This window comes from Pseudomonas sp. UBA1879 (genome assembly GCF_002338065.1).
Classification (GTDB): Bacteria; Pseudomonadota; Gammaproteobacteria; order Pseudomonadales; family Pseudomonadaceae; genus Aquipseudomonas.
On sequence record NZ_DDHJ01000004.1, the window covers coordinates 292654 to 317948 of the forward strand.

The 25295-nt window shown below is 56.4% G+C and carries 26 protein-coding genes; 10 read left to right on the forward strand and 16 right to left on the reverse strand.

Annotated elements, in window-relative coordinates; all coding sequences use genetic code 11:
- Together B3N48_RS04450 and guaB are read left to right on the forward strand one after the other, a co-directional pair.
- On the forward strand, positions 1-477 hold the full coding sequence (locus tag B3N48_RS04450; RefSeq protein WP_296179980.1) for an MFS transporter: 477 nt from the start codon (positions 1-3) through the stop codon (positions 475-477).
- A gap of 59 nt (positions 478-536) precedes the next feature.
- Positions 537-1997, forward strand: coding sequence for an IMP dehydrogenase (guaB, locus tag B3N48_RS04455; protein ID WP_296179982.1), 1461 nt, complete (start codon positions 537-539; stop codon positions 1995-1997).
- A gap of 10 nt (positions 1998-2007) precedes the next feature.
- Here guaB and B3N48_RS04460 read toward each other — a convergent pair whose 3' ends face one another.
- Complete coding sequence (locus B3N48_RS04460; RefSeq protein ID WP_296179984.1) at positions 2008-2844, reverse strand: FadR/GntR family transcriptional regulator; 837 nt, start codon at positions 2842-2844, stop codon at positions 2008-2010.
- Positions 2845-2871: 27 nt separating this feature from the next.
- On the opposite strand from B3N48_RS04460, the gene B3N48_RS04465 reads away from it, so the two are divergent.
- From B3N48_RS04465 to B3N48_RS04480, 4 genes are all read left to right on the forward strand, one after another.
- On the forward strand, positions 2872-3753 hold the full coding sequence (locus B3N48_RS04465; RefSeq protein ID WP_296179986.1) for a fumarylacetoacetate hydrolase family protein: 882 nt from the start codon (positions 2872-2874) through the stop codon (positions 3751-3753).
- The gene (locus B3N48_RS04470; RefSeq protein WP_296179989.1) at positions 3750-4535 is read left to right on the forward strand and encodes an alpha/beta fold hydrolase; all 786 of its coding nucleotides are present in this window, start codon (positions 3750-3752) and stop codon (positions 4533-4535) included. Before B3N48_RS04465 ends, B3N48_RS04470 begins: the two co-directional genes overlap by 4 nt.
- Positions 4536-4653: 118 nt before the next feature.
- Positions 4654-5979 (forward strand): metal-dependent hydrolase family protein, encoded by a 1326-nt coding sequence (locus B3N48_RS04475; protein ID WP_248097946.1) that lies wholly within the window; start codon positions 4654-4656, stop codon positions 5977-5979.
- Positions 5980-6135: 156 nt separating this feature from the next.
- Positions 6136-6906, forward strand: coding sequence for a hypothetical protein (locus B3N48_RS04480; RefSeq protein WP_296179994.1), 771 nt, complete (start codon positions 6136-6138; stop codon positions 6904-6906).
- A gap of 3 nt (positions 6907-6909) precedes the next feature.
- On the opposite strand, the gene B3N48_RS04485 is transcribed toward B3N48_RS04480, so the two are convergent.
- The 4 genes from B3N48_RS04485 to B3N48_RS04500 form a co-directional block, all read right to left on the reverse strand.
- Positions 6910-7659 carry a FadR/GntR family transcriptional regulator gene (locus B3N48_RS04485; RefSeq protein ID WP_296179995.1) on the reverse strand — a complete coding sequence of 250 codons (750 nt, stop codon included), beginning with the start codon at positions 7657-7659 and terminating at the stop codon, positions 6910-6912.
- Entirely contained in the window at positions 7613-8104 is a 492-nt protein-coding gene (locus tag B3N48_RS04490; protein ID WP_349677019.1) for a FolB domain-containing protein, read from the reverse strand. Before B3N48_RS04490 ends, B3N48_RS04485 begins: the two co-directional genes overlap by 47 nt.
- Before the next feature lie 4 nt (positions 8105-8108).
- Complete coding sequence (gene folE, locus B3N48_RS04495) at positions 8109-8654, reverse strand: GTP cyclohydrolase I FolE (protein ID WP_414704204.1); 546 nt, start codon at positions 8652-8654, stop codon at positions 8109-8111.
- A gap of 102 nt (positions 8655-8756) precedes the next feature.
- On the reverse strand, positions 8757-9602 hold the full coding sequence (locus tag B3N48_RS04500; RefSeq protein WP_296179997.1) for a LysR family transcriptional regulator: 846 nt from the start codon (positions 9600-9602) through the stop codon (positions 8757-8759).
- Positions 9603-9776: 174 nt separating this feature from the next.
- Between B3N48_RS04500 and B3N48_RS04505 the strand changes: the two genes are divergently transcribed.
- Both B3N48_RS04505 and B3N48_RS04510 read left to right on the forward strand, forming a co-directional pair.
- Entirely contained in the window at positions 9777-10493 is a 717-nt protein-coding gene (locus tag B3N48_RS04505; RefSeq protein ID WP_296179998.1) for an SDR family oxidoreductase, read from the forward strand.
- Between the two features lie 36 nt (positions 10494-10529).
- Positions 10530-11582 (forward strand): SDR family oxidoreductase, encoded by a 1053-nt coding sequence (locus tag B3N48_RS04510; RefSeq protein WP_296179999.1) that lies wholly within the window; start codon positions 10530-10532, stop codon positions 11580-11582.
- A gap of 63 nt (positions 11583-11645) precedes the next feature.
- Here the strand turns inward: B3N48_RS04510 and B3N48_RS26800 are convergent, their stop codons facing one another.
- Positions 11646-11912, reverse strand: a complete 267-nt coding sequence (locus B3N48_RS26800; protein ID WP_414704194.1) for an antitoxin Xre/MbcA/ParS toxin-binding domain-containing protein — start codon at positions 11910-11912, stop codon at positions 11646-11648.
- Between the two features lie 582 nt (positions 11913-12494).
- On the reverse strand, positions 12495-12779 hold the full coding sequence (locus B3N48_RS04515) for a helix-turn-helix domain-containing protein (protein WP_296180000.1): 285 nt from the start codon (positions 12777-12779) through the stop codon (positions 12495-12497).
- 87 nt (positions 12780-12866) lie between these two features.
- Here B3N48_RS04515 and B3N48_RS04520 point away from each other — a divergent pair, with 87 nt between their 5' ends.
- A complete protein-coding gene (locus tag B3N48_RS04520) occupies positions 12867-13313 on the forward strand; it encodes a hypothetical protein (protein ID WP_296180001.1) in 447 nt (148 codons plus the stop codon).
- Positions 13314-13341: 28 nt separating this feature from the next.
- Here the strand turns inward: B3N48_RS04520 and B3N48_RS04525 are convergent, their stop codons facing one another.
- The 8 genes from B3N48_RS04525 to B3N48_RS04560 all read right to left on the reverse strand — a co-directional run bounded on the left by B3N48_RS04525 (position 13342) and on the right by B3N48_RS04560 (position 23123).
- Complete coding sequence (locus B3N48_RS04525) at positions 13342-13770, reverse strand: TetR family transcriptional regulator (protein WP_296180002.1); 429 nt, start codon at positions 13768-13770, stop codon at positions 13342-13344.
- Positions 13767-15653: an integrase gene (locus tag B3N48_RS04530; RefSeq protein ID WP_296180003.1), complete on the reverse strand. Its 1887-nt coding sequence runs from the start codon at positions 15651-15653 to the stop codon at positions 13767-13769. Before B3N48_RS04530 ends, B3N48_RS04525 begins: the two co-directional genes overlap by 4 nt.
- Positions 15650-17320: a hypothetical protein gene (locus B3N48_RS04535; protein WP_296180004.1), complete on the reverse strand. Its 1671-nt coding sequence runs from the start codon at positions 17318-17320 to the stop codon at positions 15650-15652. Before B3N48_RS04535 ends, B3N48_RS04530 begins: the two co-directional genes overlap by 4 nt.
- Entirely contained in the window at positions 17320-18468 is a 1149-nt protein-coding gene (locus tag B3N48_RS04540; protein ID WP_296180005.1) for a tyrosine-type recombinase/integrase, read from the reverse strand. Before B3N48_RS04540 ends, B3N48_RS04535 begins: the two co-directional genes overlap by 1 nt.
- A 141-nt stretch (positions 18469-18609) precedes the next feature.
- Positions 18610-19827: a DUF4350 domain-containing protein gene (locus tag B3N48_RS04545; RefSeq protein WP_296180007.1), complete on the reverse strand. Its 1218-nt coding sequence runs from the start codon at positions 19825-19827 to the stop codon at positions 18610-18612.
- Positions 19824-21425 carry a DUF4129 domain-containing protein gene (locus B3N48_RS04550; RefSeq protein WP_296180008.1) on the reverse strand — a complete coding sequence of 534 codons (1602 nt, stop codon included), beginning with the start codon at positions 21423-21425 and terminating at the stop codon, positions 19824-19826. Before B3N48_RS04550 ends, B3N48_RS04545 begins: the two co-directional genes overlap by 4 nt.
- Entirely contained in the window at positions 21412-22392 is a 981-nt protein-coding gene (locus B3N48_RS04555) for a stage II sporulation protein M (protein ID WP_296180010.1), read from the reverse strand. The genes B3N48_RS04550 and B3N48_RS04555 overlap by 14 nt, the downstream gene beginning before the upstream one ends.
- Positions 22389-23123: an RDD family protein gene (locus B3N48_RS04560; protein WP_296180012.1), complete on the reverse strand. Its 735-nt coding sequence runs from the start codon at positions 23121-23123 to the stop codon at positions 22389-22391. Before B3N48_RS04560 ends, B3N48_RS04555 begins: the two co-directional genes overlap by 4 nt.
- Positions 23124-23304: 181 nt before the next feature.
- On the opposite strand from B3N48_RS04560, the gene sbcB reads away from it, so the two are divergent.
- A complete protein-coding gene (sbcB, locus tag B3N48_RS04565) occupies positions 23305-24735 on the forward strand; it encodes an exodeoxyribonuclease I (protein WP_296181587.1) in 1431 nt (476 codons plus the stop codon).
- Between the two features lie 101 nt (positions 24736-24836).
- Here sbcB and mvaT read toward each other — a convergent pair whose 3' ends face one another.
- The gene (gene mvaT / locus B3N48_RS04570; protein WP_296180015.1) at positions 24837-25217 is read right to left on the reverse strand and encodes a histone-like nucleoid-structuring protein MvaT; all 381 of its coding nucleotides are present in this window, start codon (positions 25215-25217) and stop codon (positions 24837-24839) included.
- Positions 25218-25295: the final 78 nt, after the last annotated feature.

The following is a 25295-nucleotide window of genomic DNA, read 5'->3' on the forward strand; positions in this document are numbered from 1 at the left end:
ATGGGGGTTCCGCTCAGTGATATCGGCTGGGGGCTGGGGACACTAGCACCGATTGCCAACACCTTGGCGGCGCTCGTTGTCGCGCCGTTTCTGTCGCGAATGGCCCCGGTGAAATCACTGGCGCTGCTGGTCGCAATTTCGGCCTTGGCAGCGGCCGGAACGGTGTTCAGCATTGCTGACAAGTCCTCTTCGGCAGTCATGCACTGGGCGCTTTTGCAGGGAATGGCCAGCAGCGCCCTGTCGGTGATCATCTACGCCCTGATCCTCAAGTGGTCCAGCAAAGCTCAATCTGCGACCGACTACGCCGTGTTGTGCGGCAGCAGCCGCTTGCTGACAACGGTAACCCTGATGGCGGTGCCTCCGGCTCTGACGTATCTGAGCTGGTCGGTGTTCTACGCGCTGTGCGTCGGCGTTTTGTTGGTGCTGTCTTTCCTGATTCGTCGTGAAGTCGCGTCACTGGGCGAGGTCAGACCGTGACCGAATGATTTACCCCATTCTATTTCTATTGGTCGTTGACCGAGCTGAGAGGCTGAACCATGAAAATCAAACAAGACGTCCTGGCTTTTGATGACGTGCTGCTCGTACCAGGTTATTCGGAAATCCTCCCGAAGGATGCCAACCTGACCAGCCAGCTGACGCGTACGATCAGCCTGAATATCCCGCTGACTGCGGCCGCCATGGATACGGTGACAGAGTCGCGCCTTGCGATTGCTCTAGCCCAGGAAGGTGGCATCGGTTTCATTCACAAAAACATGAGCGTTGCACTACAGGCTCTGGAAGTCGCCAAGGTCAAACGCTACGAGTCTGGCGTTGTTCGCGATCCCTTGACCGTTACCGCTGAGCAGCCTATCCGGACAGTTATCGCGTTAGCGGCCGAGTACCAGATTTCGGGTTTCCCGGTAGTCGATCAGGATCATCAGCTGGTGGGTGTGGTGACCAACAGGGACCTGCGTTTTGCTTCCGAGATTGATGGTCCGGTGTCATCGATCATGACCCCGAAGAGCAGGCTTGTGACTGTGACCGATGGGACCAGTGTTGCGATCGCCAAGGCACTCATGCATCAACATCGTCTGGAGCGGGTTCTCGTCGTGGATGACAGCTACACGCTGACGGGGCTGATTACAGTGAAAGATATCTTGAAGTCCACTGAGCACCCGATGGCATGTCGAGACGCTTTTGGGCGTTTGCGCGTTGGCGCAGCTGTTGGAGTGGGGGCAGATACTGACGAGCGTGTCGATGCACTGATCAAGGCAGGCGCTGATGCCATCGTGGTCGACACGGCTCATGGTCATTCGAAAGGGGTAATTGATCGCGTACGCTGGATCAAGACTCACTATCCCGATGCACAGGTCATTGCGGGAAATATCGCTACACCAGAAGCCGCGCTCGCCCTGGTTGAGGCTGGAGCGGATGCTGTGAAGGTCGGAATTGGGCCTGGCTCCATCTGCACCACTCGCGTGGTCACTGGAGTGGGTGTTTTGCAGATTTCGGCAGTAGCCAACATCGCTGAAGCGTTGGTCGGCTCAGGTGTGCCTCTCATTGCTGACGGGGGCATTCGTTTCTCGGGTGATATAGCCAAAGCACTGGCCGCAGGTGCTCATACGGTAATGCTCGGTGGGTTGTTCGCCGGCACGGAAGAAGCGCCTGGGGAGACCGAGTTGTTCCAGGGCCGCAGCTACAAGAGCTATCGAGGCATGGGGTCGCTTGGCGCAATGCAGCAAGGCTCCAAGGATCGCTACTTCCAGGACAGCACCCAGAACGCGGACAAGCTCGTGCCCGAAGGTATCGAGGGCCGTGTGCCTTACAAGGGCGCATTGTCGGCCATCGTCCATCAGCTGCTGGGTGGGCTGCGTTCATCCATGGGTTACACCGGCTGCGCATCGATTGCCCAGTTACATGAGAAGGCCGAGTTCGTGCGTATCACCGGTGCCGGGCTGCAGGAATCGCACGTGCATGACGTGCAGATCACCAAGCAGGCACCGAACTGTCTCGGGTGATAAATCGGGTCTAGTTGCGCCCGAAAAGGTTGCGCTGGACCTGAATCAAGTGAGCTTCGATCAGTTCACGTGAGAGCTTTTCATCGCGGTCACGTAGGGCATCGACGATTGAGCGGTGCTGCTCTTCGTACTGACTGCGCCGTTCCGGGGTCAATGAGTTCTTTTTCAGGCGACCCCATTCGCCTTCTTCGCGAATCTGCGTAGTGAGCTCAAGGATTTTCAGGAAAAAACTGTTATGGGTTGCTTCTGCGAAAGCCTGATGGAGGGCGCCGTCCCAATGCTCGAACTCCTCGATAGTGGAGGCCGCTTCAGATCGCGTAATGCACTCGTCCATCTTTTCGAAGTCAGCGCCCGTGGCATAGCGAACGATCAGGCTCGGCATCTGAGTTTCGATCAGAAGGCGCGCCTCCATCAGCTCGGCCGGGCTCGTCTGGACGGTCGAGGAGCGGTGTTCAACGACAGGCACAACAAGGCGCACGTTATCGGCGACGAACGTACCACTGCCTACCGTTTGAGTGATCAGCCCCATTTCCTTGAGGTTGGAAAGCACGCGCCTGACGGAGCCCCTGGACGCCTGAAAGGATTCGCTCAGCTCTCTTTCGGCAGGCAGCTTCTGGCCCGCCGCGAGCCGGCCGCTTTCGATCTCTTCGACTAGGTATTTGGCCAAGCTCCGTGCGCCATCTGCACGAACGGACTTTTGAGCCACTGCTTCACTCACGCTGAAAGCCTTTCTGTTGGGAGGGTTATGGGTGTATGAGAGTGAAAGGTATACCAATTGGTCTAATGCTGCAAAAAAATGGTTGCATTGGTTCTTTTGTGGTCCTATATTCGGTTTCAGTTGAACCAAAAATAGACCGTAAGAGGACCAATAACAATGAAACTCGCAACCATTCAAAACGCTGCCGGCGAACTGTCTGTTGTAGTCGTGAACAGCGAAACCGAACGCTTCTGGCCTGTTTCCGACCTGATTTCCGGCTTCTCGGGCGACATGAACCAATTGGTACTACAGTGGGATCAGCTGAAGTCTGACCTGGTGCCAAGCGGTGAAGGCCAATCCCTGGAAGACGTCACCCTCAAGGCGCCGCTGCTGCCGCGCCGCAACATGTTCTGTGTCGGCAAAAACTATCACGAGCATGCTGCAGAGTTCAGCAAGTCCGGTTTCGACCACAGCGCCAAAGACGGCGAGATCGCCCCTGAATTCCCGGTCGTCTTCACCAAGACCCCAGACACCGTCATTGCCACCAATGACAAAATCCCGCGTCACGCTGATGTCACCGACCAGCTCGACTACGAAGCTGAATTTGCCGTGATCATCGGCAAAGGTGGTCGTGGCATCTCCAAGGTCGATGCCTACGCGCATGTGTTCGGCTACACCATCGTCAACGACATGACCGCCCGCGACCTGCAGAAAAACCACCGTCAATGGTTCCTCGGCAAATCGCTCGATGGCTTCGCACCGATGGGCCCATGGATTGCCACTGCTGACGAAATCAACGTTGCTGATGCCACCATCCAGTGCTGGGTCAATGGCGAACTGCGTCAGAACTCCAACATCGGCCAGCTGATTTTCGGGATCCCTCACCTGATCGAGACCATCTCCGCTGGCATCGAACTCAAGCCAGGCGACGTGATCGTGACCGGTACTCCTATGGGTGTCGGCATTGGTTTCACGCCTCCACGCTTCCTGCAGTCGGGTGATGTGGTTCGTATCGAAGTTGCCGGTATCGGCGCTCTAGAGAATGAGGTGGCAGAGTGACTACCCAACTCCTGAACGGCATTGCCGTCGAGGTTTCAGGGGAGGGCACCCCACTGCTGTGTATTCATGGCTTGGGCGGCTCCTCTAATACCTGGACCTCTGTTCTGCCGGCCTTTGAAGGTTTCAAGGTCATTCGTTTCGACCTGCCGGGCAGCGGTCGCTCTGCTCTGGGCAATACGGCGCTTTCCATCGAGCTGTACGTGCAGACTGCCGAGCAGGTTTTGGAAGCCCTGGGTGTCGACAAGGTTCATGTGGTCGCGCACTCCATGGGCACCATCGTCGCGGCACACTTTGCTGCTCGGCATCCACAACGGGTCAGCAGTCTGGCGCTGTTCGGTCCGTTGCTGGCTCCGCCGGATGCGGGCCGCCCGGGCATCCAGGCCCGTGCCGACCTAGCCCGCAGCGGCGGTGTTGAAGCGATGCAGGAAATTGCCGATGCGATCGTCAAAGGCGCTACGGCACAGCAAACCAAAGACGGTCAGCCTGCCGTGGTCGCTTTGGTACGCGAATGCATCATGCGTCAACCCGCAGAGGGCTACAGTCAGAGTTGTGAGGCACTGTCGAAAGCCCAGCCGGCGGCCGTCGAAAAAATCACAGCACCTGTCCTTCTGGTGACTGGGGATCAAGATGGCGTCGCGCCTGTTGCAGCCGTGAAAGCGTTCACTGAGCGCCTATCCAACGGCCGCATGGTGACGTTTGACGCGTGCGGGCACTGGACGACCTTTGAAAAGCCCGTGCAGTGCATGGTCGAGCTCAAACAGTTCTATTCATCGATAGCGTGATCTTCATGGCGGCTGGGCTTCGCCTGAGCCTGACCGCCATTATTTAAGCAGGAGAGTTTCTACAGCCGCCAATCGCTTCGGCCCTGTGTAACCCTGATAAAGATTTCGGAGAATTCAGATGCATAACAATAAGATTGCATTCACGAATGTCACCATTTTCGACGCAAGCGGTGACAAGCCTTACAAAGGCAGCGTGCTGGTTGAGGACAATCGCATCAAACGTATTGTCCGGGGCACTGCCAAGCTTCACGACCTCGATGCCAAAACCATCGATGGTAAGGGTGCGTTTTTGATGCCCGGCATGACCGAGGCTCACACCCACTTTTCCTGGAATGACCAACCTTCGCTGGCAGCCATTCAGATGATGCCGCCGGAAGAGCACATCCTCTGGTGTGTTGGTGTCGCCAAGCGCTATCTCGATATGGGATGGACGTCGTGCATTGGTGCGGCAGCCGCCAAGGCCCGTCTTGATGTTGTTCTGCGTAACGCCATCAATGCGGGTCAGTTTCCAGGGCCGCGTTACCTCGCCGGTAGTCAGGAGGTCTCCACTATTGGCGCATTGGGCGATAACACGCTCCCGCACTTGCCATTCCCTGAGCTGAACTTCGGTTCTCTGTGCTGCGGTCCCGAGGAGATCCGCAAGACAGTTCGTACCTTCATCAAGTACGGGGTCGACCACCTGAAGATCAACCTCTCCGGCGAGTACATTGCCGGTATCGCTGCGGAGACTTCGCCGTTTTCCGAGGAAGAGATTGCCATGCTGGTTTCCGAAGCCAAGCGCTTCGGTAAGCGCGTCGCTGCACACGCGCGTTCGGCGGAGTCGGTCAAGCAATGCGTGCGTTACGGCATCGACATGATCTACCACGCAAGCTTCGCGGACGAAGAAGCGTTGGACATGCTCGAAGCCAACAAGGAAAAGCACTTCGTTGCGCCAGGCCTGGCCTGGTTGATTCGCACCACCTACAACGCATCCGAGTATGGGATCACCCCAGCGATCGCAGAAAAAATGGGCTATAAGCGCGAGCTGGAAGCCGCCTGTGAAACCCTGCAAAAGATGCACAAGCGTGGTATTCGAGTGCTGCCCGGTGGTGACTATGGATTTGCCTGGATGCCTCACGGCACCAACGCCATGGACCTCGAATATTTCACCACCTATCTGGGCATGACCAACATGGAGGCCTTGATTGCCGCTACCCGTTACGGTGGCCAGATCATGATGCAAGGTGGTGAGCTGGGCCAGATCAAGGAAGGTTTCCTCGCAGACTTGATGCTGGTTACCGGTAATCCGCTGGCAGACATCCGGGTCCTGCAGAACCCTGAAAAAATTGCGTTGGTCATGAAGGACGGCGCGATCCACAAGAGCTCTTTCGAGATCCAGCCTCCGAGAGCTGTCATCCACCGCATGCCTGCCCAGAAAACCTCAAGGGCAGCTGCGCACTCCTGATACGGGGCGCCTTCGGGCGCCTTGATTCAATCCGTCAGTTAAACCGGCACTGATCCCACGATCAGGGTCTTGAAACCCCTTTGCCCAAAGCTCGCTGATCTCGTCTGCGTGCGGCGTAGCTGTGTGTCTCCATAAAAACAACAATCGAGATAGACCATGAAAAAAGTAATCATCCCTGCTGCAGTGCTGTGCGGTTTCCCCGTTTCTTCGTACGCGGCTGACTATCCTGAATTCAATTTCAACGTGCTCAGTGTCATGGCCACGGGCAATTCAAAGGCTGACCCCATTCTCGGTACCGGTACGTCGGACAAGAACCTGACGACTTACCAGTTTGAGCACTTCAGTACTTTCAAGTACGGCGATATCTATCTGGACGCAGAGGTGTACAAAGGCGATGACGTCGGGGGCGAAGGCGCTGCTTCTGGCGGTTCGGGGAAAAGCTCTCAGAACCTGCTGGTGGCGAACCCGAGGCTGAGCCTGGGCAAGATGACGGGCAAATCGTTTGCATACGGACCGGTGACGGATGTGTCGCTGATCGCGCGCTGGGAAGATGCCAGCTATGCCGATTTCCGTTCAAGAAACTACGGCCTTTCGCTCAACTTCGATGTGCCTGGTTTCGTGTATTTCGAATCCGGTCTGCTGCGGCGTACCACCAACTACAACGACCCCAACTGGCTCTGGCGCTCCTATCTAATTTCAAAGCCATGGGAGATTGCGGGGCAGCAGTTCAACTTCACCTTGCTGTCATTAATCAACGGCACGGACCACAACGGCACGGAGTATTTCACGCGGCCTGAAGTGCTCTGGCATGTCGACAAGGCCGGGTCGTTTCAGTTGGGCGTCAGGGTGGAGACTCACCATTACGACATCGGAGGGGATCGCTACGAGCGCATCTCCCCCAACATCATCTTCAAATGGTTTATGTGATGGTCACTTCCAAAAGGTAGCGCCGATTCGGTTCATCCACTTGGCATTCCCCGGACGGGTGCCCAGCAACTCGTCGAGCTTCTCAATCAAGGGCGCAAGCATGTTGCGGGCTGACGAGGCAGCAGCTTCTTCGTCACCCGCAACGATCGCATCAAGAATGGCATGGTGATCGGCGAGACTTGGCTCTGGAAGGTCCGCGTCCGAGAAGATGCTTTTGGTATGACTGTGAATGGAGGCGTTGAAGTAGGCGTACAACGCTTGCAGGGCATCGTTGTGCGAAGCGGTTGCGATCGCGACATGGAAGTCGCGGTCCAGATCCAGAAACTCGTCGAGAATGCTTTCGCTCGTGTACTCACCGCGAACATCAAGGGCGGCTTTCAGACGAGCTATGTCTTCAGGGGTACGACGCCTTGCCGCGAATCGGGCAGCCTCGGACTCCAGCAGGCATTGCAGTTCAATGTGATCCCGCAACCCTGAGCGGTTCAGCTTGCTGACGGTTTGCGCAGGGTCCAGCTCCCGACGTACATACGTGCCATCGCCTTGGCGAACCTCCAGCATGCCCGAGTGCGAAAGCACGCGGATCGCTTCACGCACGGTATTTCGACCGACAGCGAATTGCTCAGCGAGCTCCGCTTCTTTAGGAATGCACTCACCTATCTTCCACACGCGCTGATCGATCAGCGAGCGGATGGTTTCAATGGTGGACTCAACCAGCGAGAGACGCGGGACGGGGGTTTGACCTAGTTTTGCCATGGTTTGGTTCATTCTCGACTAAAGCAATAGATCCTGAGATCCCATCTTTTTTATTATACACAGGCCGGTTTGTCGATCGCCGCGAGGTCAGTGTCACTGAGACGGATTCGGTGAACCTCAGCGCTAGCAGGTGTTCGACCTTGATCTTGGCGTACACAATCGCCTGGAATTCCATGACCTTCCCGAGCAGCTCCTGAGCTAACCGCTCCAGCAAAGCGAATCGCTCGTTTTCCACGTGAGGCATTAGTGCGTCCACGACCTTCTGATAGTCGACAGCCGCATCGATATCATTGTTCTCCATCGCCTCGATGGCGTCGTACATGAGGGTCAGACTGATCCGCAAATCTTGCTTGTAGAGCATTTCGTCCTCAAGCACGCCGATGTAGCCGCGCATGCTCAAGTTGTTGATTTCGATTCTGGCCAACCCTGACGTTACGTCGCTCACGATGTCAGCTCCTGCGGATCAACTGAAGAAATTCCTGGCGTACAACATCTGAAGCCCGAAAAGAGCCCAGCATGACTGAGGTCTGCATCATCGAGTTCTGCTTCTGAACACCACGCATCATCATGCACATGTGCTGAGCCTCGATCACGACACCTACGCCGTCTGCATCCGTCACTTCACGAATCGCATCCGCGATCTGGCGAGTGAGGTTTTCCTGAATTTGAAGGCGCCTTGCGAACATATCTACGATGCGGGCGACCTTGGACAGCCCAAGCACTTTCCCGGTGGGGATGTACGCAACGTGCGCTTTGCCGATGAAGGGCAGCAGGTGGTGTTCGCAGAGCGAGTACAACTCGATGTCGCGAACAATGACCATCTCGTCGGTTGTGGCGTTGAATAGCGCACCGTTGACGATCTCGTCCAGGGTCTGTTCGTAGCCATGGCAGAGATAACGCATGGCTTTTGCCGCGCGTTCAGGTGTGTCGAGCAATCCCTCGCGTTCCGGGTTCTCACCGAGAGCTTCCAGTACTCCACGGTAATGTTGCTGCATTGACTCGTTCACGAAGGGACCTTGAGGTGTCGGTAGCTGCAATAGATCCTAACATCCTATGTATCGGCTTTTCAATGAGAGCTGTTCTCGGTTATCGGCTTTTTACTGCAGGCGTTTCTGCAGGAAATCGGCTAGAGCACGCACCCGCTCCGGGATGTATCGAGTTGGGGGAAACACCAGGAAGAATTCAAATTCATCCTCGGACTGCCAATCGTCGAAGATCGGTATCAGATCCCCGCGTCGCACCTCAGCGTTACCGTAATAGCTCGGCACCTGAATGATCCCCAACCCACTCTGTGCAGCCGCCACGAGCGCCAATCCGTTATCACTGCCGATTCGGCCCCCAGGTTGCAGGTGATGGACGTTTTTGCCTTTTCGATAGCTCCAGCGCCGGCCGAGTAATGAGAGGCAGAGCGCTGGGGGCAGCTCTCCGGGATGTTTGCAACCAGACACTGATGGCAATAGGGAGGGGGCAATCAGCGTGCGCAGGGGAAAATTGATGAGTCGTCTGGCTATTAGATTCGAGTCGGCCAGCGGGCCTAGCCGAACGCTGATGTCGACGCCTTCGCTGACCAGATCGACATTGCGCGCCGTGACGTTGATGAATAGCTGAATGCCGGGGTACTCCAGCGCAAACTCTGCCAATAGCGGGGGGAGCGTGGTTTCAGCGAAATGCCCCGCCAGGCTGATTTTGATGTGCCCCTTGAGTTGTGAGCGACCCAGGCGAACTTCATCGTGGGCCTCTTCGATCCCATCCATCAGTCCTCGGCATTGCTTGTAAAAGGCTTGCCCGGCTTCGGTCGGCACGCAGCCGCGCGCAGTGCGCTGCAGCAGCTGTTGACCCAGGCTGCGCTCCAGCGCGCCTACCTTGCGACTGAGGTTCGCGACTGAAGAGTCCAGAATCTTCGCCGCTGCGCTGAAGCTGCCTCCTTCAACCGTGGCAACCAACTCTGGTATTCCATCAAGTATGTTTGGCTTTCCCATAGTGCAAAGCTGCTTCTCTTTTCTGGATCTACCTAGTCATTTTTCGTAAGCATACGCTGAGTCCCAATTAACGCTTGAGCTTTTTTAGCGGACGCATATCGCGGCGCAAAAAAGCCATGAGAAATGGGAGAACCCTGTATGTCATTCGAAGGCAAAAAAGTAGTCATTCTCGGTGGTGGTTCCGGCATGGGCCTGGCACTGGCCAAGAAGGTGATTTCCTCTGGTGGGAAAGTCGTCATCGGCGGTCGTAATGCCGCCAAGCTCGGCAACGTTGCAGTCACACTGGGTGATTCTGCGAGTTACAAAGCATTTGATCTTGGTGATGAAGCGGCAGTCAGAAGCGCATTCGAGGCCATTGGACCGTTTGATCACTTGGTCACAACGGCTGCGGAGCTGACGTTCGCGCCTGTTGCGGATCTCTCGACTGAGCAAGTGCAATCGATGCTCGTCTCCAAGTTTTGGGGGCCGTTCTACGCCTCGAAATACGCCGCTCCTCATATCGCCAAAAATGGCTCAATCACGTTCTTTTCCGGCTTGGCAGCTTACCGACCTGCGCCTGGGGCATCGATTGTTGCGGCGCTGAACGCAGCGCTTGAAGGTTTCGCCATGACGTTGGCACTGGAGATCAAACCGGTGCGGGTCAACGTCGTCTCGCCAGGCGTCGTCGACACCCCAACGTGGGATTTCCTGAGCAACGACGACCGTCGAGGCCTTCTCGAAAGCGTCGCGGATAGTCTTCCCGTCGGCCGGGTCGGCCAAGCTGATGATCTTGCAGACGCTGCTCTGTCATTGATGGGAAATGGCTTCATCAACGGCACCGTGCTCCACGTCGATGGTGGTGGTCGCATTGCCTGACGCCAAGCCTTTCCAGATCACCATGAGGATTTCGATATGAACGATAAGCACGTTGCACTCGTTGTGGGTTCCAGCGGAATCATTGGCAGCGCATTGGTCGAAACTCTGTTCAGCGCACCTGACTGGACTGTACGGGCATTGCGTAAAACGAATTTGCCGGGCGTCGAGGCGATCGATTGTGACCTGAGCGATGCAGACGCAACCCGACAAGCGCTCGAAGCTGCATCCGATACCACCCATGTGTTCTACGCGGCGTTGCAGACCGATCCTGATTTGGCGCGCGAGTCCGAAATCAACACTGTGATGCTCCGCAACGTACTGGATGGACTCAAGGCCAACGGTGCTCCGTTGCAGCGGGTTGTGCATTACCAGGGCGCCAAAGTCTATGGCGTTCACCTGGGAGCCAGCGTCGCACCTTTCTATGAAGACGACCCACGGCATGTGGCTGCCAACTTCTACTACGCCCAAGAGGATTTGCTCAGAGAAAGGCAGATCAGCGACGGCCTGGACTGGAGCATTCTCAGGCCCGATGTGGTGGTGGGCGACATCGCCGGCAACCCGATGAACATCGCAATGGTCATCGGTGTCTTCGCAGCGCTGAGCAAACAGGCAGGTGTGCCACTGCGTTTCCCTGGCTCCATGCGCACGTACCGAGAAGTCGTCGCTCAACTCACCGACGCGCATTGGCTGGCACGCGCGAGCTTGTGGGCCGCGCTCGCACCAACAGCCCGTAACGAAGCCTTCAACCTGGTAGGCGAGCCGTTTCGCTGGGAACGCATCTGGATCAAGATCGCCGAAGCGCTAAATATGGAGGTCGCTACGCCTCAGCCATTTTCCCTCGCCAAGCACATGCCCGGAAAAGCCAATGACTGGGAGCGACTGGCAACTGAGCATGAGCTAAACACATTGCCTTATGAAAAGCTGGTGGGGTGGCCGTTCGGTGACTTCATCTTCAATACCGAATTCGACATGATTTCGGACATGAACAAGATCCGTCGCGCGGGCTTCACCGAGGTCGTGAACAACGAAGAGATCATGGTTGATGCGTTGAAGTGGTTGGCAGAGAAGGGATTTCTGCCGAGTCATTGAGTTGGTTGCGGTGGTAGAGCACAAGACGGGAGATGTCTGCGGAGCACCGCAGGGGTAGCCAGTCTAGACGTAAATGCCGTACTCAAGCTGCCTCAAAAGCGTATCCACATGTTCATACCCCGACTGCGTTGAAAGCATGCGGCATGGCACTCGGTAGTCTAAACCACGTGCTGGGGTGATGAGCCAATGCTCTGCAGACTCGCGAGTCCCGAGCACACGCGTGGCTGTCACCAAAATTTGCTCGTGCCGTCCCTCAAAGCACCGGTGGGCTAGGCTCCAGCACTTGAGGAGCGAGTTAGGGCAAAAAGCTACAATCTGGAGTTCGTTCATTAGGTATGCCTCAGAGACGCATATTGAGTCCACCAATGTAGCTTCTTGCCTGACTCAAATTCACGCTTAGACTGTTGTTTAGACAGATCTCCGCTTCGCGGCAGCAGTGTGACCACCGCGTTATACCAGGATGACATTTGGAGATGAGGCCGCGCTAAGGATGCCACTTAGCCTGCCAGTCTGCCAACAGGCTCAGCCTCTCTGCCGCATCGTAGGGCAATGTCTAGCAGTCTTCCTTGTCTATCCGACCGGCTCCGAAGCAGATCGCGTGCCTCGGCTTCAAATTGAAATTTTAAAAGCCACTTGTGGCTTGGTGCCTTCCGCCGACCCTTCATCGCATTTCCTCGCAGACCATCCCAGGACGTTCAAATCGGACTCGTATTGTTTGGCTACCGGGCAGCATAGCCTGCCACAGCGTATTAGATAGTGCGACTGAAGAGCCAGAAGGATTCGTCGTTGCCAGTCACTGCGAGGGGGCAGATGCCCAGCCGGGCCAGTAGTATTAGTAGTCGATGGGCTGATTTGGGGTGCTTGGAACCTACTCAATTCCAGGATCTGTCTGGAATGTTCACGTACAGCTCCTCAGCTCGCCGGGCCTTCGCTGAGCTCGCTACGAATACGTTCGACTACTGAGTCCAGCGTGGCTCCATCCTCCATCAAAAGGTAGCATTGCATCAGAATTGTCAACGGATGAACGTCCATGGTCGAGGCGAGAGCATGAACCATTTCCAGAGTAGGACCTTTCCCCCCACCTTCTAATTGGCTCAGATAGGTCTGACTGCTGTTGCCACCGAAGGCTTCCTGGGTGAGATGACGTGACTTCCTCATCTGCCTTATTGCCTTGCCAAACGCCTGTTTCAGCTCCATTTTTTTTCATTCCTGCAAAAGGAATGATGAAGCCGTCTTGAACGTCACACCTCCATTAACTATTGTTAATATTTCGAGGGTTTTTCGATGTTCAAAACATATAGTCATGCCGAATCGGGGTCAGCGGACGTTTTCCGTGAAGCGGGTGCCCACCGGTGGAAATTTGTTGAGCTGGAGATGCACCATCCGTGGTTCTACATCGAACTGGTGCGAGATTATGGGGATGAGATCGTGGGCAGCATGCTGATGGTCCCAACGGTTCCGATACTTCAACAGATGCTTTTGGAGCTGAACGAGCGCTCATGGCTCGGCCAAGCGCACCTAATGTCGCCCGGCCATCTCAGAGGAGAGGAGGGTTGGCTGATGGAACGGCTCGTCGAGGTCAGTATTGTTGAGGATGAAACCGGGACGATGGAGGATTACGTCTATAAGGTTGAAGGTGGAGCGTCTTATGGGGTTTCGCGCCTGGAGGATCACAACGGACTCAAGGTGACTGAGGTTATTTTCTCAGCAGAGCGAGATTTACGTGTGTGAATCGGCCGAGACTTGCGGAGGAATCCGCCTACCCAAGAGTCTTTTTGGACGGTAAGTCCACCACCTTACTGTCGCTAGCCTTGGCCTTGAGCACCCGAATCTCATCCAGTAAGACTTCGTTGATGGACGCTAATGCAGCGACTTTGGCCCGCAGTTCCTCTATTTCTTGACGGTGTTCTGCGGACTTTTTGCGCTCGGCGATCAAATCCTGATGCTTAACATCACGGGCGGCTCGACTTGAGCGCCCCTGAGCTTCGCGGACGGCCTCTGCAATCTTTGGGTAATGATTGTGGATCAGTGCCGTAGATATTCCTGCTTCGCGAGCTACCGCCGCAATAGTTACTTTGGTTTCACCGGTATGAGCACGTCCCTTCTGGATACGATAGAGAGCTAGCCTCAAATCCTTTTCACGGGCTTCAGCGGATTTGTAGTTCGCAACCTTGTCCTTGGACTTCATGCGATCAGGGCCTCCGAATCTATCCCCAGTTTGACGAGTACTTCGCGATAGCGATCCATATCGCGCTGAACCCGTTGGCGGCCTGCCTCACCGATGTCAGTGCAGTTCTTCAACCCTTTCTGATCATCATAAAGTCGCTGGTAGATAGGCAGATGGATGCGACCGATGACTGCGTTGCTGCAGTTGTCGCCGCAACGGGAGCGTTCAAGTGTATTACCGATGCAACCATTGTCGTCTGCGGTGCACCAAGCATGGCCGTTGCTGCGAATCGCAGTGCTTTCGGCAATGGACTTCAGCATCGCAGCATGGTCTTTAAAAAGATTCAGATTCTGTGGTTCCCGCTGCCAGTGCTTGAGCGCGCTCCCATAACCACCAGCCAGAGCCTCGTCGTTCAGCCATTCACCGACGACACCAATTTTTATATTTTCCAGCTCCATCTCGATGTCGTCGTACAGCTCAAGATCCAGGTGTTTTCCCCAGCTATCATCCATGGCGTAGCCAAGGCTCATGTCCAACGTCCAGTGCGCGAAATGTTCTTTGAGGTAACGCAAGTCACCGAAGCGGCTGTGGGCAGCGTAGTTTGCAAATTTTCGGCGAAATTGGTGACTGTTAAGATTCCAGGTCAGTCCACAGTTTATAGCGAAGGATTTGAGGTTTGCTGCCCAAGTGAAACCGGTTAGGGTACGCACTTTACTGCCAGTCCCGAGAAACAACGCGCGACGATGTTTTTGCGCTTCTGTGATCTGGGGATCGTGTGGGTTGGCCCGACGCCTCAGCTCGATCTCGGCAGTGATTTTGGCTTGGTATGGAGCGCTCCACCGCTCCATCATCCGTAGGACTCGAACGCCAAGCTCGGGTATCATCCAGTCATGTTTCCCTGTATCCGTCTTGTCCGATCTTGAGCGCATCCAATGGTATATGGTGCCATCCTCGTCCTCCGTACGTAGGTGTGCGCCCGATTGCACGTTAGCGAGCTCATGGTTGCGACAGCCTGAGGTACTAGCCAGAATGATATAGCAGGCGGTTCGCAGCTCTTTCAACGCCGAGGTGTATGCAATCAAACCAGCCTCCCAACCAAGGTCTTTGAGATCGCGCTGCTTCTTTCGACTAATAGCAGTTTTACCCAAGCCCTTGAGCTGCCCCGTTTTTGCATTTAGCGCGTCGCGAAGGTCGAGCAAGCTATTTCCCTGCTCTACCAGCTGACAGGCTCGTTCAAAAAGGGTACAGAAGATATCGTCGGGTATGAGCGGTGTTTTGCCCGCCTGCGTGCGAGGAGCCCCGTTACCGACAAGCCCCGCCATTGCCATAGAGGACGTCTCGATCCAAGGATGCTGTGGCATTGAATCGTGAGTGTATTGGCTCAGCTCATGAATAGCTTCGACAGCTGTAAAGCGGTCCTGAAGTCCGCGTCCAGATAACGGTTTTCCCTTAGAGCGATACGGTTGCCGATACGCCTTGCACACATCGACATATGTCGCGCAAACCATGGGGGTTACCGAGCTCAAGCGGTCCACTTTTAATGTTTCTAAGTGATTCAAAAACAGCGCAGCTTGATACAGGAATTTTAATGCCATTTGGCCTTTAGGGCGTCCCTTCCCTCTACGTCCACGCCGTAGGTACCTGTACATCATCTCCTTCATAATCAATCGAAAGGCTGGAGGTATGATCTCAAACTTCAGGAGCTTCCGGCTTGCGCCCGCGTTGGTTGAAAAACCGTCTGTATGCCAGATATTGTCTTTGAATCGGCTGAGGATGATCCAATGACCGTCGACCTGAGTAGCCGAAATTACCAGCGCGTCGCGTTCGGCTTCGGATAGTACACGCACGTCACCAGGATGGGAGGTAACGTCAGGTGCAGATAGGGCGGTAGTAGCGCTGATCATGCAAAAATCTCCAGGCTATCGATCAGATCAGCCGACCAAAACGGATGTGGGGCAGTGCGTGCACGCTCACGGGCGGCCTCTACGTCCGCAACCTTGAAGGCGCCACGGCGTAGACCTTCAGCAACAATGTAGCCATCGATTAAACGAGGGATATGGGCGTAGTCGCGCTCCCAGCGCCGCTTTCCTATACGCGAGCGTTCGGTGAACACTCGCCAGTAAAAGCTGAAAAGCTTGTACAAATCCTTAGCAGTTACCGCGTAGTGCTTACAGCGCACACAGTTGATGAAATTCATGCAAAGGGCGCCCTCGCGCTTTGGTGCATATTGGCCGTTCACGGGTTCAGTGCAAAGGCCGGTGGGCGTATCCCAGTAGGTTGCACCTATGGTTCGGGTCAACAACTCCTCGACCAGTATCTCGCCCATAAATTGCCAGTTTCGGCGGGCATTCTCGCCGGGAGCTAGATAATGTTGATCGGCTACATGCAGCGTATTGCCCAGCGCAGCCGCTGTGATAGCTAAATCCCCGCCAGTCAGCTCGAAAATTCTGTTAGCAAAGGTCTTACGCAGGCGTGAGACGTTGATACGTAGAGGTTTCCCGTTGGCATCGGCCAGTTGGTACTCAGTTACGAGACGATTTGTCGCTGTAAACAACTGCTGTTTGTCCAGCGCCGTTGCGCGACCAGTATTGCCGTCGCGGTATAACCATACTCGGCCCTTTAACTCCTCCGGGATTTCTGCGTCCAGTGACGCTGTCAGTGCCATTACTCGACGGATTAGGCGCTCTACATTAGCTCTCACAGTCGGTGTTGATTCGAGAAGCCTATCGTCATCCGATAAGGTACGTAGTGCCACCTTGCTGGAGTTATGACCGCGTCGCTTCCATAAAACCAAGAAGGTCAGATTGTCCTTAGGGTGCCTGCGTAGGCAGTCGCGGGACATTTCCAACAACGGTGTAGTATTGCGGCCCGTGTGCAGCGCCACTACCAGTAGCGCGAGAGCTAGCAATTCTCCGGTGACAGGTGCGTCGTCAACCCAGAGTGGCTCGATCGCCTTACGGAGCGCCACCGTGAAAACTTTCCTCTCTCCCTGAGATAATGCAGTCTCACCTTTCGTCTTGCGGTTGCTATTGGGGAACGGATTATTCGGGAAGGTTGCCGCGTCGCCCGAAGATATTAGGGGGAAGAGCCCACGTCGACCAAGTGCTAGCAGTACAGGTTTCGTATGCGTGTAGCGGGATTTTTGAGTGGTCGTTTCTCCTCCCAAATTTCCCAGGTAGCTAAGGTAACCGTCAATCAAGTCCCGGTTAATATCAGCCATAGTCAGTTCACGCGCGAAAGCTGTCGAGCGTAGTACGCAGTACTCAAGAAAATTGCGCATCCCGTTGGTGCAATAACTGGTCACTGTGCTGACCTCGACTTGGCTATCCTGGTCAACGAGGAAGCGCTCAACCTGTCGCTGGCAGGCATAGGTAATAGAGTCGATACCGGCGTTATACCATCGGGAAAACTCGAAGCTCCGAGTGGCGGAGGCGCTACGCGCGAACTTGACCGCCGTATCTATCGGGGGGATGACATCAGGGAGAATAACGACATTTCCTTCGGTGTCATGATAATGCTCGACTTGAGGGATGCTGATGTCTGTCTTCGTAAATATCTTTCGCTTACCCATCAGGCCGCCTCCACCAGCTCGGTTAGTTCATCGTCGAATGCCAACACCGCTTCATCAGCCATTTCGTTAACAAGATGCAGGTAAACCATTGTTGTTTGAATTGAGCTGTGTCCAAGCTGCCGCTGCAGAAATACCAAAGGTTCCACCCCGCTTTCTGTGTTGCGCTGAAGGCTTACGAGGGTATGGGTGGCATAGGTATGTCGGAGCATGTGAGTGTGGACAGCGATTCCTGCCCGCTTGCCAGCATCACTGATAATACGGTTGAGTCCTTTGCCGCTGTCACGGTAGGGCTCCCCTGCCTTATTAAGGAACAGCGCCTGTTGCGGAGTCTTGCTGAGCGACGCACGCTCGCCGCGTACTTTCGTCACATAGCGATGGAGATCCCCCATGAACCGACGGCTGATGTAAAGAGTTCGCGGCTTGCTGCCCTTTGTCGCCATTCCGCTGCCGTCGAGCGGGTTGAGTAGAACGCGAAGATTGCGCTCGGTTCGTCCTGCCTTATCTGGGTCAAAAATACAGGTAATGGGGAAGGAGGCAATTTCCTCGCGACGTAGACCGGTATGAAGCGCCAGACGCATCATCATTAGGTGATGTGGATTGTTTGCTTGCTCCAAAAGCAGCTTAATCTCAGCTTTGCGCAGAAACTTGGGGGGCGCCCTATGTGCTCGTGGCAGAGCATCATTTGCTAGAGCCTTCCCGCCACTGGCATCGATATGCGCAAGGAAGCTTGCTTTGCGCTTTACGACGCGTTCTTCATAGGCGAAAGGCAAACGTGACACCCAACCTTGGTCCAGTGCATAGCTGTAAAACGCGCAGATGTAGATCAACCGCTGGCGTGTCGTGTTCGGTGCCAGCTTGCAGTCGTCTAGGCAATAGCCTCGATAGGCCGCGATAAGACTCTTGGCCTCACCTCGATCCACATCGCGCCAGTCAAGCTCCTGAGCTTGGAGAAAACTGAAGAAGTCGTAAAGCGCACGTCCGGTGCTGGGCCAAGACCGTTTGGATCTGATATCCCCTCGAATCAGATAGCAACGAAAGAACTGGTTGACTGGGGTGCAACTCTTCATTGAGTCCCAAAGCAAAATGGGAAACCCTGCATACGGTCGTCTTGCAATCAAAAAGTCATGGTTAGCCCAGACTAGCTCCATCTCCCTTCCCCCTGCGCTGAACAGACACTCAAGCAATGTGCTAGACGTCGCTGGGAAAGACTGAACGTCGACCCTGAACGCCCTAGCTGCTAACTGTCTGCTTTTAATAGCACAGGAATCTAACGATCCGAAAGCGTCAGATCATAAGGCATTCCTGAGGGTTTGCAGGTAGGCAACCTGACGGGTGAATTCGGGGCTGGACAGACGCTCTTCCACGTGCGGGCGCAATGCCTGTCCGATCAAACGGGTGGGCTGTTGGGTCATCCGCGCCAGCCATTGCCATTGTTCGGTGACGGGCAACGTTTCAAAGCCCGGATGGCGTTGTCGTGCCCGGCGCAGGATGTCCTGCTGCAAGGCGCGCAGTAAGGCATGCTGGCCTTTGCGCCGCAAAAGGAAATCGGCGCTGGCACTCAGGTGTTCACCAAGCTGGCGCCTGTCTCGATTCGGTTCAGGCAGGAGCGGACCCTGTCGCATACCGCAATGCCACAGCCCGGCGCCGATGCACAACGCAAGCGCGAGCAGCGCCTGCGGAAAATACTTCCACAGCAGACCAAACAGGTCGTCGTGATCCGTGCGTAACAGCAGGGTGACGGCGCTGTCCTGACTCAAGTACCACAGCAGCCAGGCGTTGTCGTATTGGCCAATGGCGCGGGTTTTCCACACGTCGGCGTCGGTCAGGACAGTGATCAGGCCGCTCCCGTACACCATCTGCAGCATATGCGTGGCATCGGCACTGTTAGCCCACGATTGTGCATGGTCCTGCGGGTCGTCCAGATGAAAGGCCGGATCGAAGCTCATGTAGGCGGGATCGCTTTCATTCTGTACGTAAAGCCGGGTCAGTTCGGGCCATGGCGTGTCCGGGGCCTTGATCTCTGGGGTGGTGAGTGGAATCACGGGTTTGATCTGCTCACGTTCGCGTCGTCGATCCTGCTCACGCACGTCGCGAGTCATGAACTGACGAATCTGCAACTGATCGAGCAACAGGTCGCCACTGCGTCCTTTCTGTTCATCCCACAGTTGCTCGGCGACGAACAGCAGCCGGCCACCCGACCGTACCCAGCCCAGCAACCGGGTCACTTCGGAGGGCGTCATCTTTTCACGGGTGTCCAGCAACATCAGGGTCTGCGCCTGCCCTTTCGTGTCGGGCAGGGCGTTAAGCGCCTGGGTGACGTTGACCGAAAGCCCGCGTTGGCGCAGGAACGTTTCGGCGGCCAGGTAAGGGTTGGCCCGCACCTCAGGGGATGGCCCCTGATCGACCACCTCCTCGTAGCGTTCAAGTTGCTTGAGGAACGGCATACTCGCTAGCGTGAGACCGAGTACTGCCACGGCAATGATCAGGACCCATACGCGTCGACTCATGAGTCTACCCCTCGGGCAAAGAGTCGTCGCCAATCGTCACAGAGGTTCTGCTGCACAGCATCGCCAGGTAGCTGATGGCCATAGGCGAGGTTCTGCCAATGACGCATGAGTTCCTGGCTATAGGCGTGCAAGGGGGGCTGATTCAGTGCTGCGACGCGCTCCAGAACCTGGCCTTCGGTGTCGGCGTTCTTCAGCGGCAGTTGATAGTCGTTGAGCAAGCGATTGAGCAGGGCGCGGTACAACAGGCTCAGCGCCTCGCGAGGCGATTGCGGCCAGAGTTTTTCCGCCGCTGCTGCGATATCGTCCGGCAGACTGTCGGCACTCACTTGCAGGCCAAACAGTTGCTGCGGCGCATCCTGTCGATGAGGCGACTTGCGTCGACCAGGGTTAACGAAGGTGCCAAACCACGCCCGATAGCGCCATATGACCCAGACGACAATCAAAGCGATCAGGGTCCATAGCAGCACCTCGAACACTGTCGACAGCGTTTTGCCGATGTTCAGCAGGTTCACCACCAGCTTCGCCAGCCACTGCGGTGTGTCGCCGGTTTTTCCGACTTTTGCGCCTTGCTTCTGATCGGCCAGGCGCCAGCCTGAAACCGCCTTGGGGTTCTTGAAGGGGGGGCTGTCGAGCACCGCCCTGATCGCGTTTTGAGACGCCTCGCTGGTTAAAGGCTGATTGAGCAGTCGCGCGGTGCCAGGCGCCGCGACCTGTTCTTCGGTTTGTGGCAAGTCCAGCGGTGGAAGGGGACAACTGTAATTCGAATCATCGGTGCGCTCGTCAGCCATGACTGACGAAGGTGAAAAACTGAGGCCTAACGCGACACTCAGCAACAGTGCGTAGGCACTGCCCACCACGCGTTGACGCAAGCGGCGGAAGGCCAGTTCCACGTCCCAGGACTCCAGCGTGGTCCGGCGGTTGAGGTAAAGAGTGAACCCGCACGAGACGTAAATCGGCCCCCATAGCACCAGAACCAAGGCGTAGAAGCCATTGGTCAAATGCTCCAGCCAATTCCAGTGGCCCTCGACGTCCAGCAGGCTGCGCCACGACCAGTCCAGTTCGATCTGCGGCGGGATGAGCGCATAGAACAGCAGCATCAGGCCGATCCAGAAGCACATTTCCAAGGTGCTGCCTATTGACGTCAGGCAGCGCACGACGCGCAGGTTCTGCCCTCCCAGCACCGTGATGCGCTGCGCGCGCGGCAGCCCGTCCAGCCCTTCCAGCTGCATAACCGGCAGATTGAAACTGCGGCTGAGGCTGAATCGCCGCCAGGTCAGGCTGGCCAGCAGCTGCGGTTTGAGCGCGCGCGGCCAGGCCTTGAGCGCTTCTTTGAGCGTGGGAGGCGAGCCGAACAGTGCTTGGGAAAGAATCAGCAGGGGGAGTCGTTCGTACGCCGGTTTCAACCACCAGAACAGCAGGACGGCCACGGTCGGGTAATCCCACAGCACGACAGTCAAGAGCGCGAAGAGTGGCAACGTGACGATGGCCCAACTGGTCATCAATAGTCGCTGATGCTGGCGCGCCAACAGAACGCCGAGGTCGACGGCTTCCCATGGATTGCGCGGGCGAATCGCCACGCGGGCTTCAGTCAGGCGCATGGGTGGTGCGTCCGGCGAAGATGAGGTAGGCGGTGACGAGCGTCCAGAGCGCAGCGCCCACCCAATACTTGATCGTGGGCTGTGGCCAGGTCATGGACGACCAGTACGCTTCTATAAAGGCAGCGATGAGCAAAAACAGCATGACGCCGCCCATCAGGCGCACGCTGACTTTGGCCGCCATGTGCAGGGCTTCGCCTCGGCGTCGCGCGCCCGGTGCCAGCAGCGCCCAGCCAAGCTTCAGCCCTGCCGCGCCTGCGAGGGCGATGGCGGTCAGTTCGAAAGCGCCATGGCCTACGACGAAGGGCCAGAAGGTTTCGCCAAAGCCCGCATCGGTGAGATGACCGGCGACCGCGCCGATCATCAGGCCATTGAAAAACAGGAAAAACAGGCTGCCCAGGCCGAACAGCAAACCGCTGGCGAAGGTCTGAAACGCGATGCCGATGTTATGCATGATGTAGTAGCCGAACATCAGCCAATCCGTGCTTGATGCACGTTCCGTGGCCTGACCGATGCGCCGGGCAGCCGGGTCATACATGCTTTCCATGTCGCTGACCTGCGTCGGACTCACCACGCTGTAAACGAGGTCCGGGTAGGCGTAAACGAGCGTCCCCATGATGATCAGACTGCCGAAGAACAGCGCGCCCGCCAGCGCCACCAGCCTCCATTCCGAACGCACCAGACGAGGGAAATCGGCCAGGACGAAACTCAGCAGCTGTGCCGCGAACTGACTGCGATGGCGATACAGCTGCTGATGCCCGCGCATCGCCAGCTGTTGCAAAGGGTCGATCAGGTAGCTGCTGTAACCTCGCTCTTGCGCCAGCGCCAGTTGGTGGCAGATGTGCCGGTAAGCCTCTGCGAAACCGTCTCCGGCCGCGTTTTTTCGCCGGCTTCGTTCCAGCGCATCCAGACGCTCCGCGAAGCGTTGCCATTCATCCTGATGACGCCGCTCGAACTGGCTCTGCTTCATGCCGAGCCCGCCAGGCCGCGGGCGATCCCGTTCAAATGCTGCACGGCCTGTTCAGGCGATACGTGCGCGGGCATTAGCGCGGGAATGAGTATGTCGGCCAGTTCCTGAGCGCGGGAGGGAGAAAGCCCTTCTTGCCTTTCCGCGAAGGACAGTACAGCGCGCTGCTCCTCAAGGCTCAGCGCTAAAGGTGCCGTCACGATGGGCGCATCCGGCAATGCAGGTCGGGTGGTGGCGGTGTCTCGATAGATGACCAGCGTGCCCGCAGCCAGATCGCCGAGGCGTTTGAACAGTGGGTGTTGAAGGCAGGCAAAGGCCCCCACGCTGTAGCCGAAGGGCAACATGTCGACGAATCGCAACAGGTTGCGCAGCAGTGAGGCGGACCAGCCGACCGGCGTGCCGTCATCATGAACCACCCGCAGGCCCATGAGCTGCTTGCCCGGTGTACGCCCCTGGTGCAGCACTTCGAACAGCACCATGTACCACCAGTTGATGAGAAACAGCGCCAGCACGAACAGCCCGGTGCCGAACTCGCCCAAGGCGTCCAGCATAAAGAACAGGCCTGTCAGCAGAACGCCGCGGATCAGCAGGTCAAAGGTGAACGCCAGTGATCGCGATAACAGCCCTGCAGGTCGCAATACCAGGTCAATCCCTTCCGGGGTTTCCATGCGGATGCGGGTGTCCAGTGGCGCAGGCTGCGCAGCATTCCTTGGCCAAGCGTGCGAAGAGGACATTGTCGGGGGGATACGCCAGAAATAAAGCCTGATGCTAGCCAGCACGGGAATGCTAAGCAACCGGATGATTCGGATCCGTTGTGTGGGAAATGTCTTTAAACACTTCCGGCTGCGACACAGGCAGGCGGGGCGTAGAGGTCGATCTGGTAGACTGCGCCGGTCTTCTGCTCAGGATCAGCCCGTGACTTCCAGCATTTTCTGGTACGACTACGAAACCACCGGAATCAACCCACGAAACGATCGGCCCCTTCAGGTGGCGGGCATTCGCACGGACGATCAGCTCAATGAGATCGGCGATCCGATCAATCTTTATTGCCAGCCCAGCGATGACATTCTTCCGCACCCGGCCGCGTGTCTGGTGACCGGCATCACCCCGGCACGTCTGGCGGAAAAGGGCCTGTGCGAAGCCGATTTCATGACCCGTGTGCACGCTGAACTGTCGCTGCCCGGCACGTGCGGTGCGGGCTATAACACGTTGCGATTCGATGACGAGATGACGCGCTACAGTCTTTACCGCAACTTCTTCGACCCCTATGGCCGGGAGTGGCAGGGTGGCAACAGCCGCTGGGACCTGATCGACGTGGTGCGCACGGCCTATGCGCTGCGCCCCGAAGGCATCGTCTGGCCTGAAGAGGAGGGGCGTGTCACCCTCAAACTCGAGCGACTGACGGCGGCGAATGGTATTGACCACGGACACGCGCACGATGCGTTGTCCGACGTCCGTGCAACCATCGCGCTGGCGCGGCTCATTCGCGATAAACAGCCCAAACTCTACGACTATCTTTTTCAATTGCGCAGTAAACACAAGGTTCAGGACCAGGTACGCCTGCTGCAACCCTTGGTGCATATATCCGGGCGTTTTTCCGGAGCCCGTAGTTACCTCGGCGTTGTACTTCCTCTGGCGTGGCATCCGACGAACCGCAACGCGCTGATTGTCTGTGATCTGTTTCACGACCACAGCCCACTACTGGACGAAGATGCGCAGACCTTGCGTCAGCGCTTATATACCCGACGAGAAGATCTGCTAGACGGCCAATTGCCGGTTCCGCTCAAACTCCTGCATATAAATAAGTGCCCGGTAGTCGCGCCCCTGAGTGTGCTACGCGAAGAGGATCGGCATCGGCTGCAGTTGGACCTGACCGTGTACAAAGAACGGGTTCGGGTGTTGGGCGAAGGGCAGGGCATCTGGGAGGAAAAGTTGAAGAACGTTTATGCCGGCGAGGAGTTCGCTGTCAGCGAGGACCCTGAACAACAGTTGTATGACGGGTTTATTAATGACAGGGACCGCCGGCTTTGTGAACAGGTTCGCATGGCGGAACCGCAACAATTAGCGAGCGATACATGGCCGTTCGATGATCCGCGTCTTCCGGAATTGTTATTTCGCTACCGCGCTCGTAACTTTGCCGAAACGCTCAATGTCGCGGACCAACAGCGCTGGTTGGGTTTTTGTCGGGAACGTCTCAGCGATCCCCGGGCGGGCGCCCCCAATACCCTGAAAGCCTTCACCAAAGCGTTGATAGAGCTGTCGTTGAAAGCGACTCCGGAGCAGCTCAAAGTGCTCTATCAATGGCAGGATTACTCACTGCAGCTGAAGCAGCGATTGGGAATATGAACGCATCCGAGGTCGAGTACAGGTCATAAAAAACGCCAGCATTTGCTGGCGTTTTTTATGAGTCGCACATCACTGCACAACGTGGCAGAACTGTGTGAGCGTTAGCCCAGCAGAGTTGCCCAGCTTTCAACCTCGTCGCCGCCCCACTTGGCTTTCCACTCTTTCAGCGTCTTGTGGTTGCCACCTTTGGTTTCGATGATTTCGCCGTTATGCGGGTTCTTGTATTGCTTGACCTTACGTGCACGTTTGGTGCCGGTAGTTTTGACTGCAGCGCCGCCACGCGGGGCTTTCAGTTTGGAGTCTGGATCCAGCAGGGCAATGATGTCGCGCAGGGATTTTTGATATTCGCCCATCAGGGTGCGCAGTTTGCCTTCGAACTCAAGTTCCTTTTGCAGTTTGTCGTCCTGTTGCAGGTTTTGCAGACGCGCTTGCAGTTCTTTGATGGCTTCTTCTGTGGCGCGGTATTCGTTGATCAGGGACATGTGGGCTACCTGTGTTGTGATGGGCAGGGTGTAATGACGCAATAATAGTCACAGTATTTGCGCAAGTAAACATTTAAG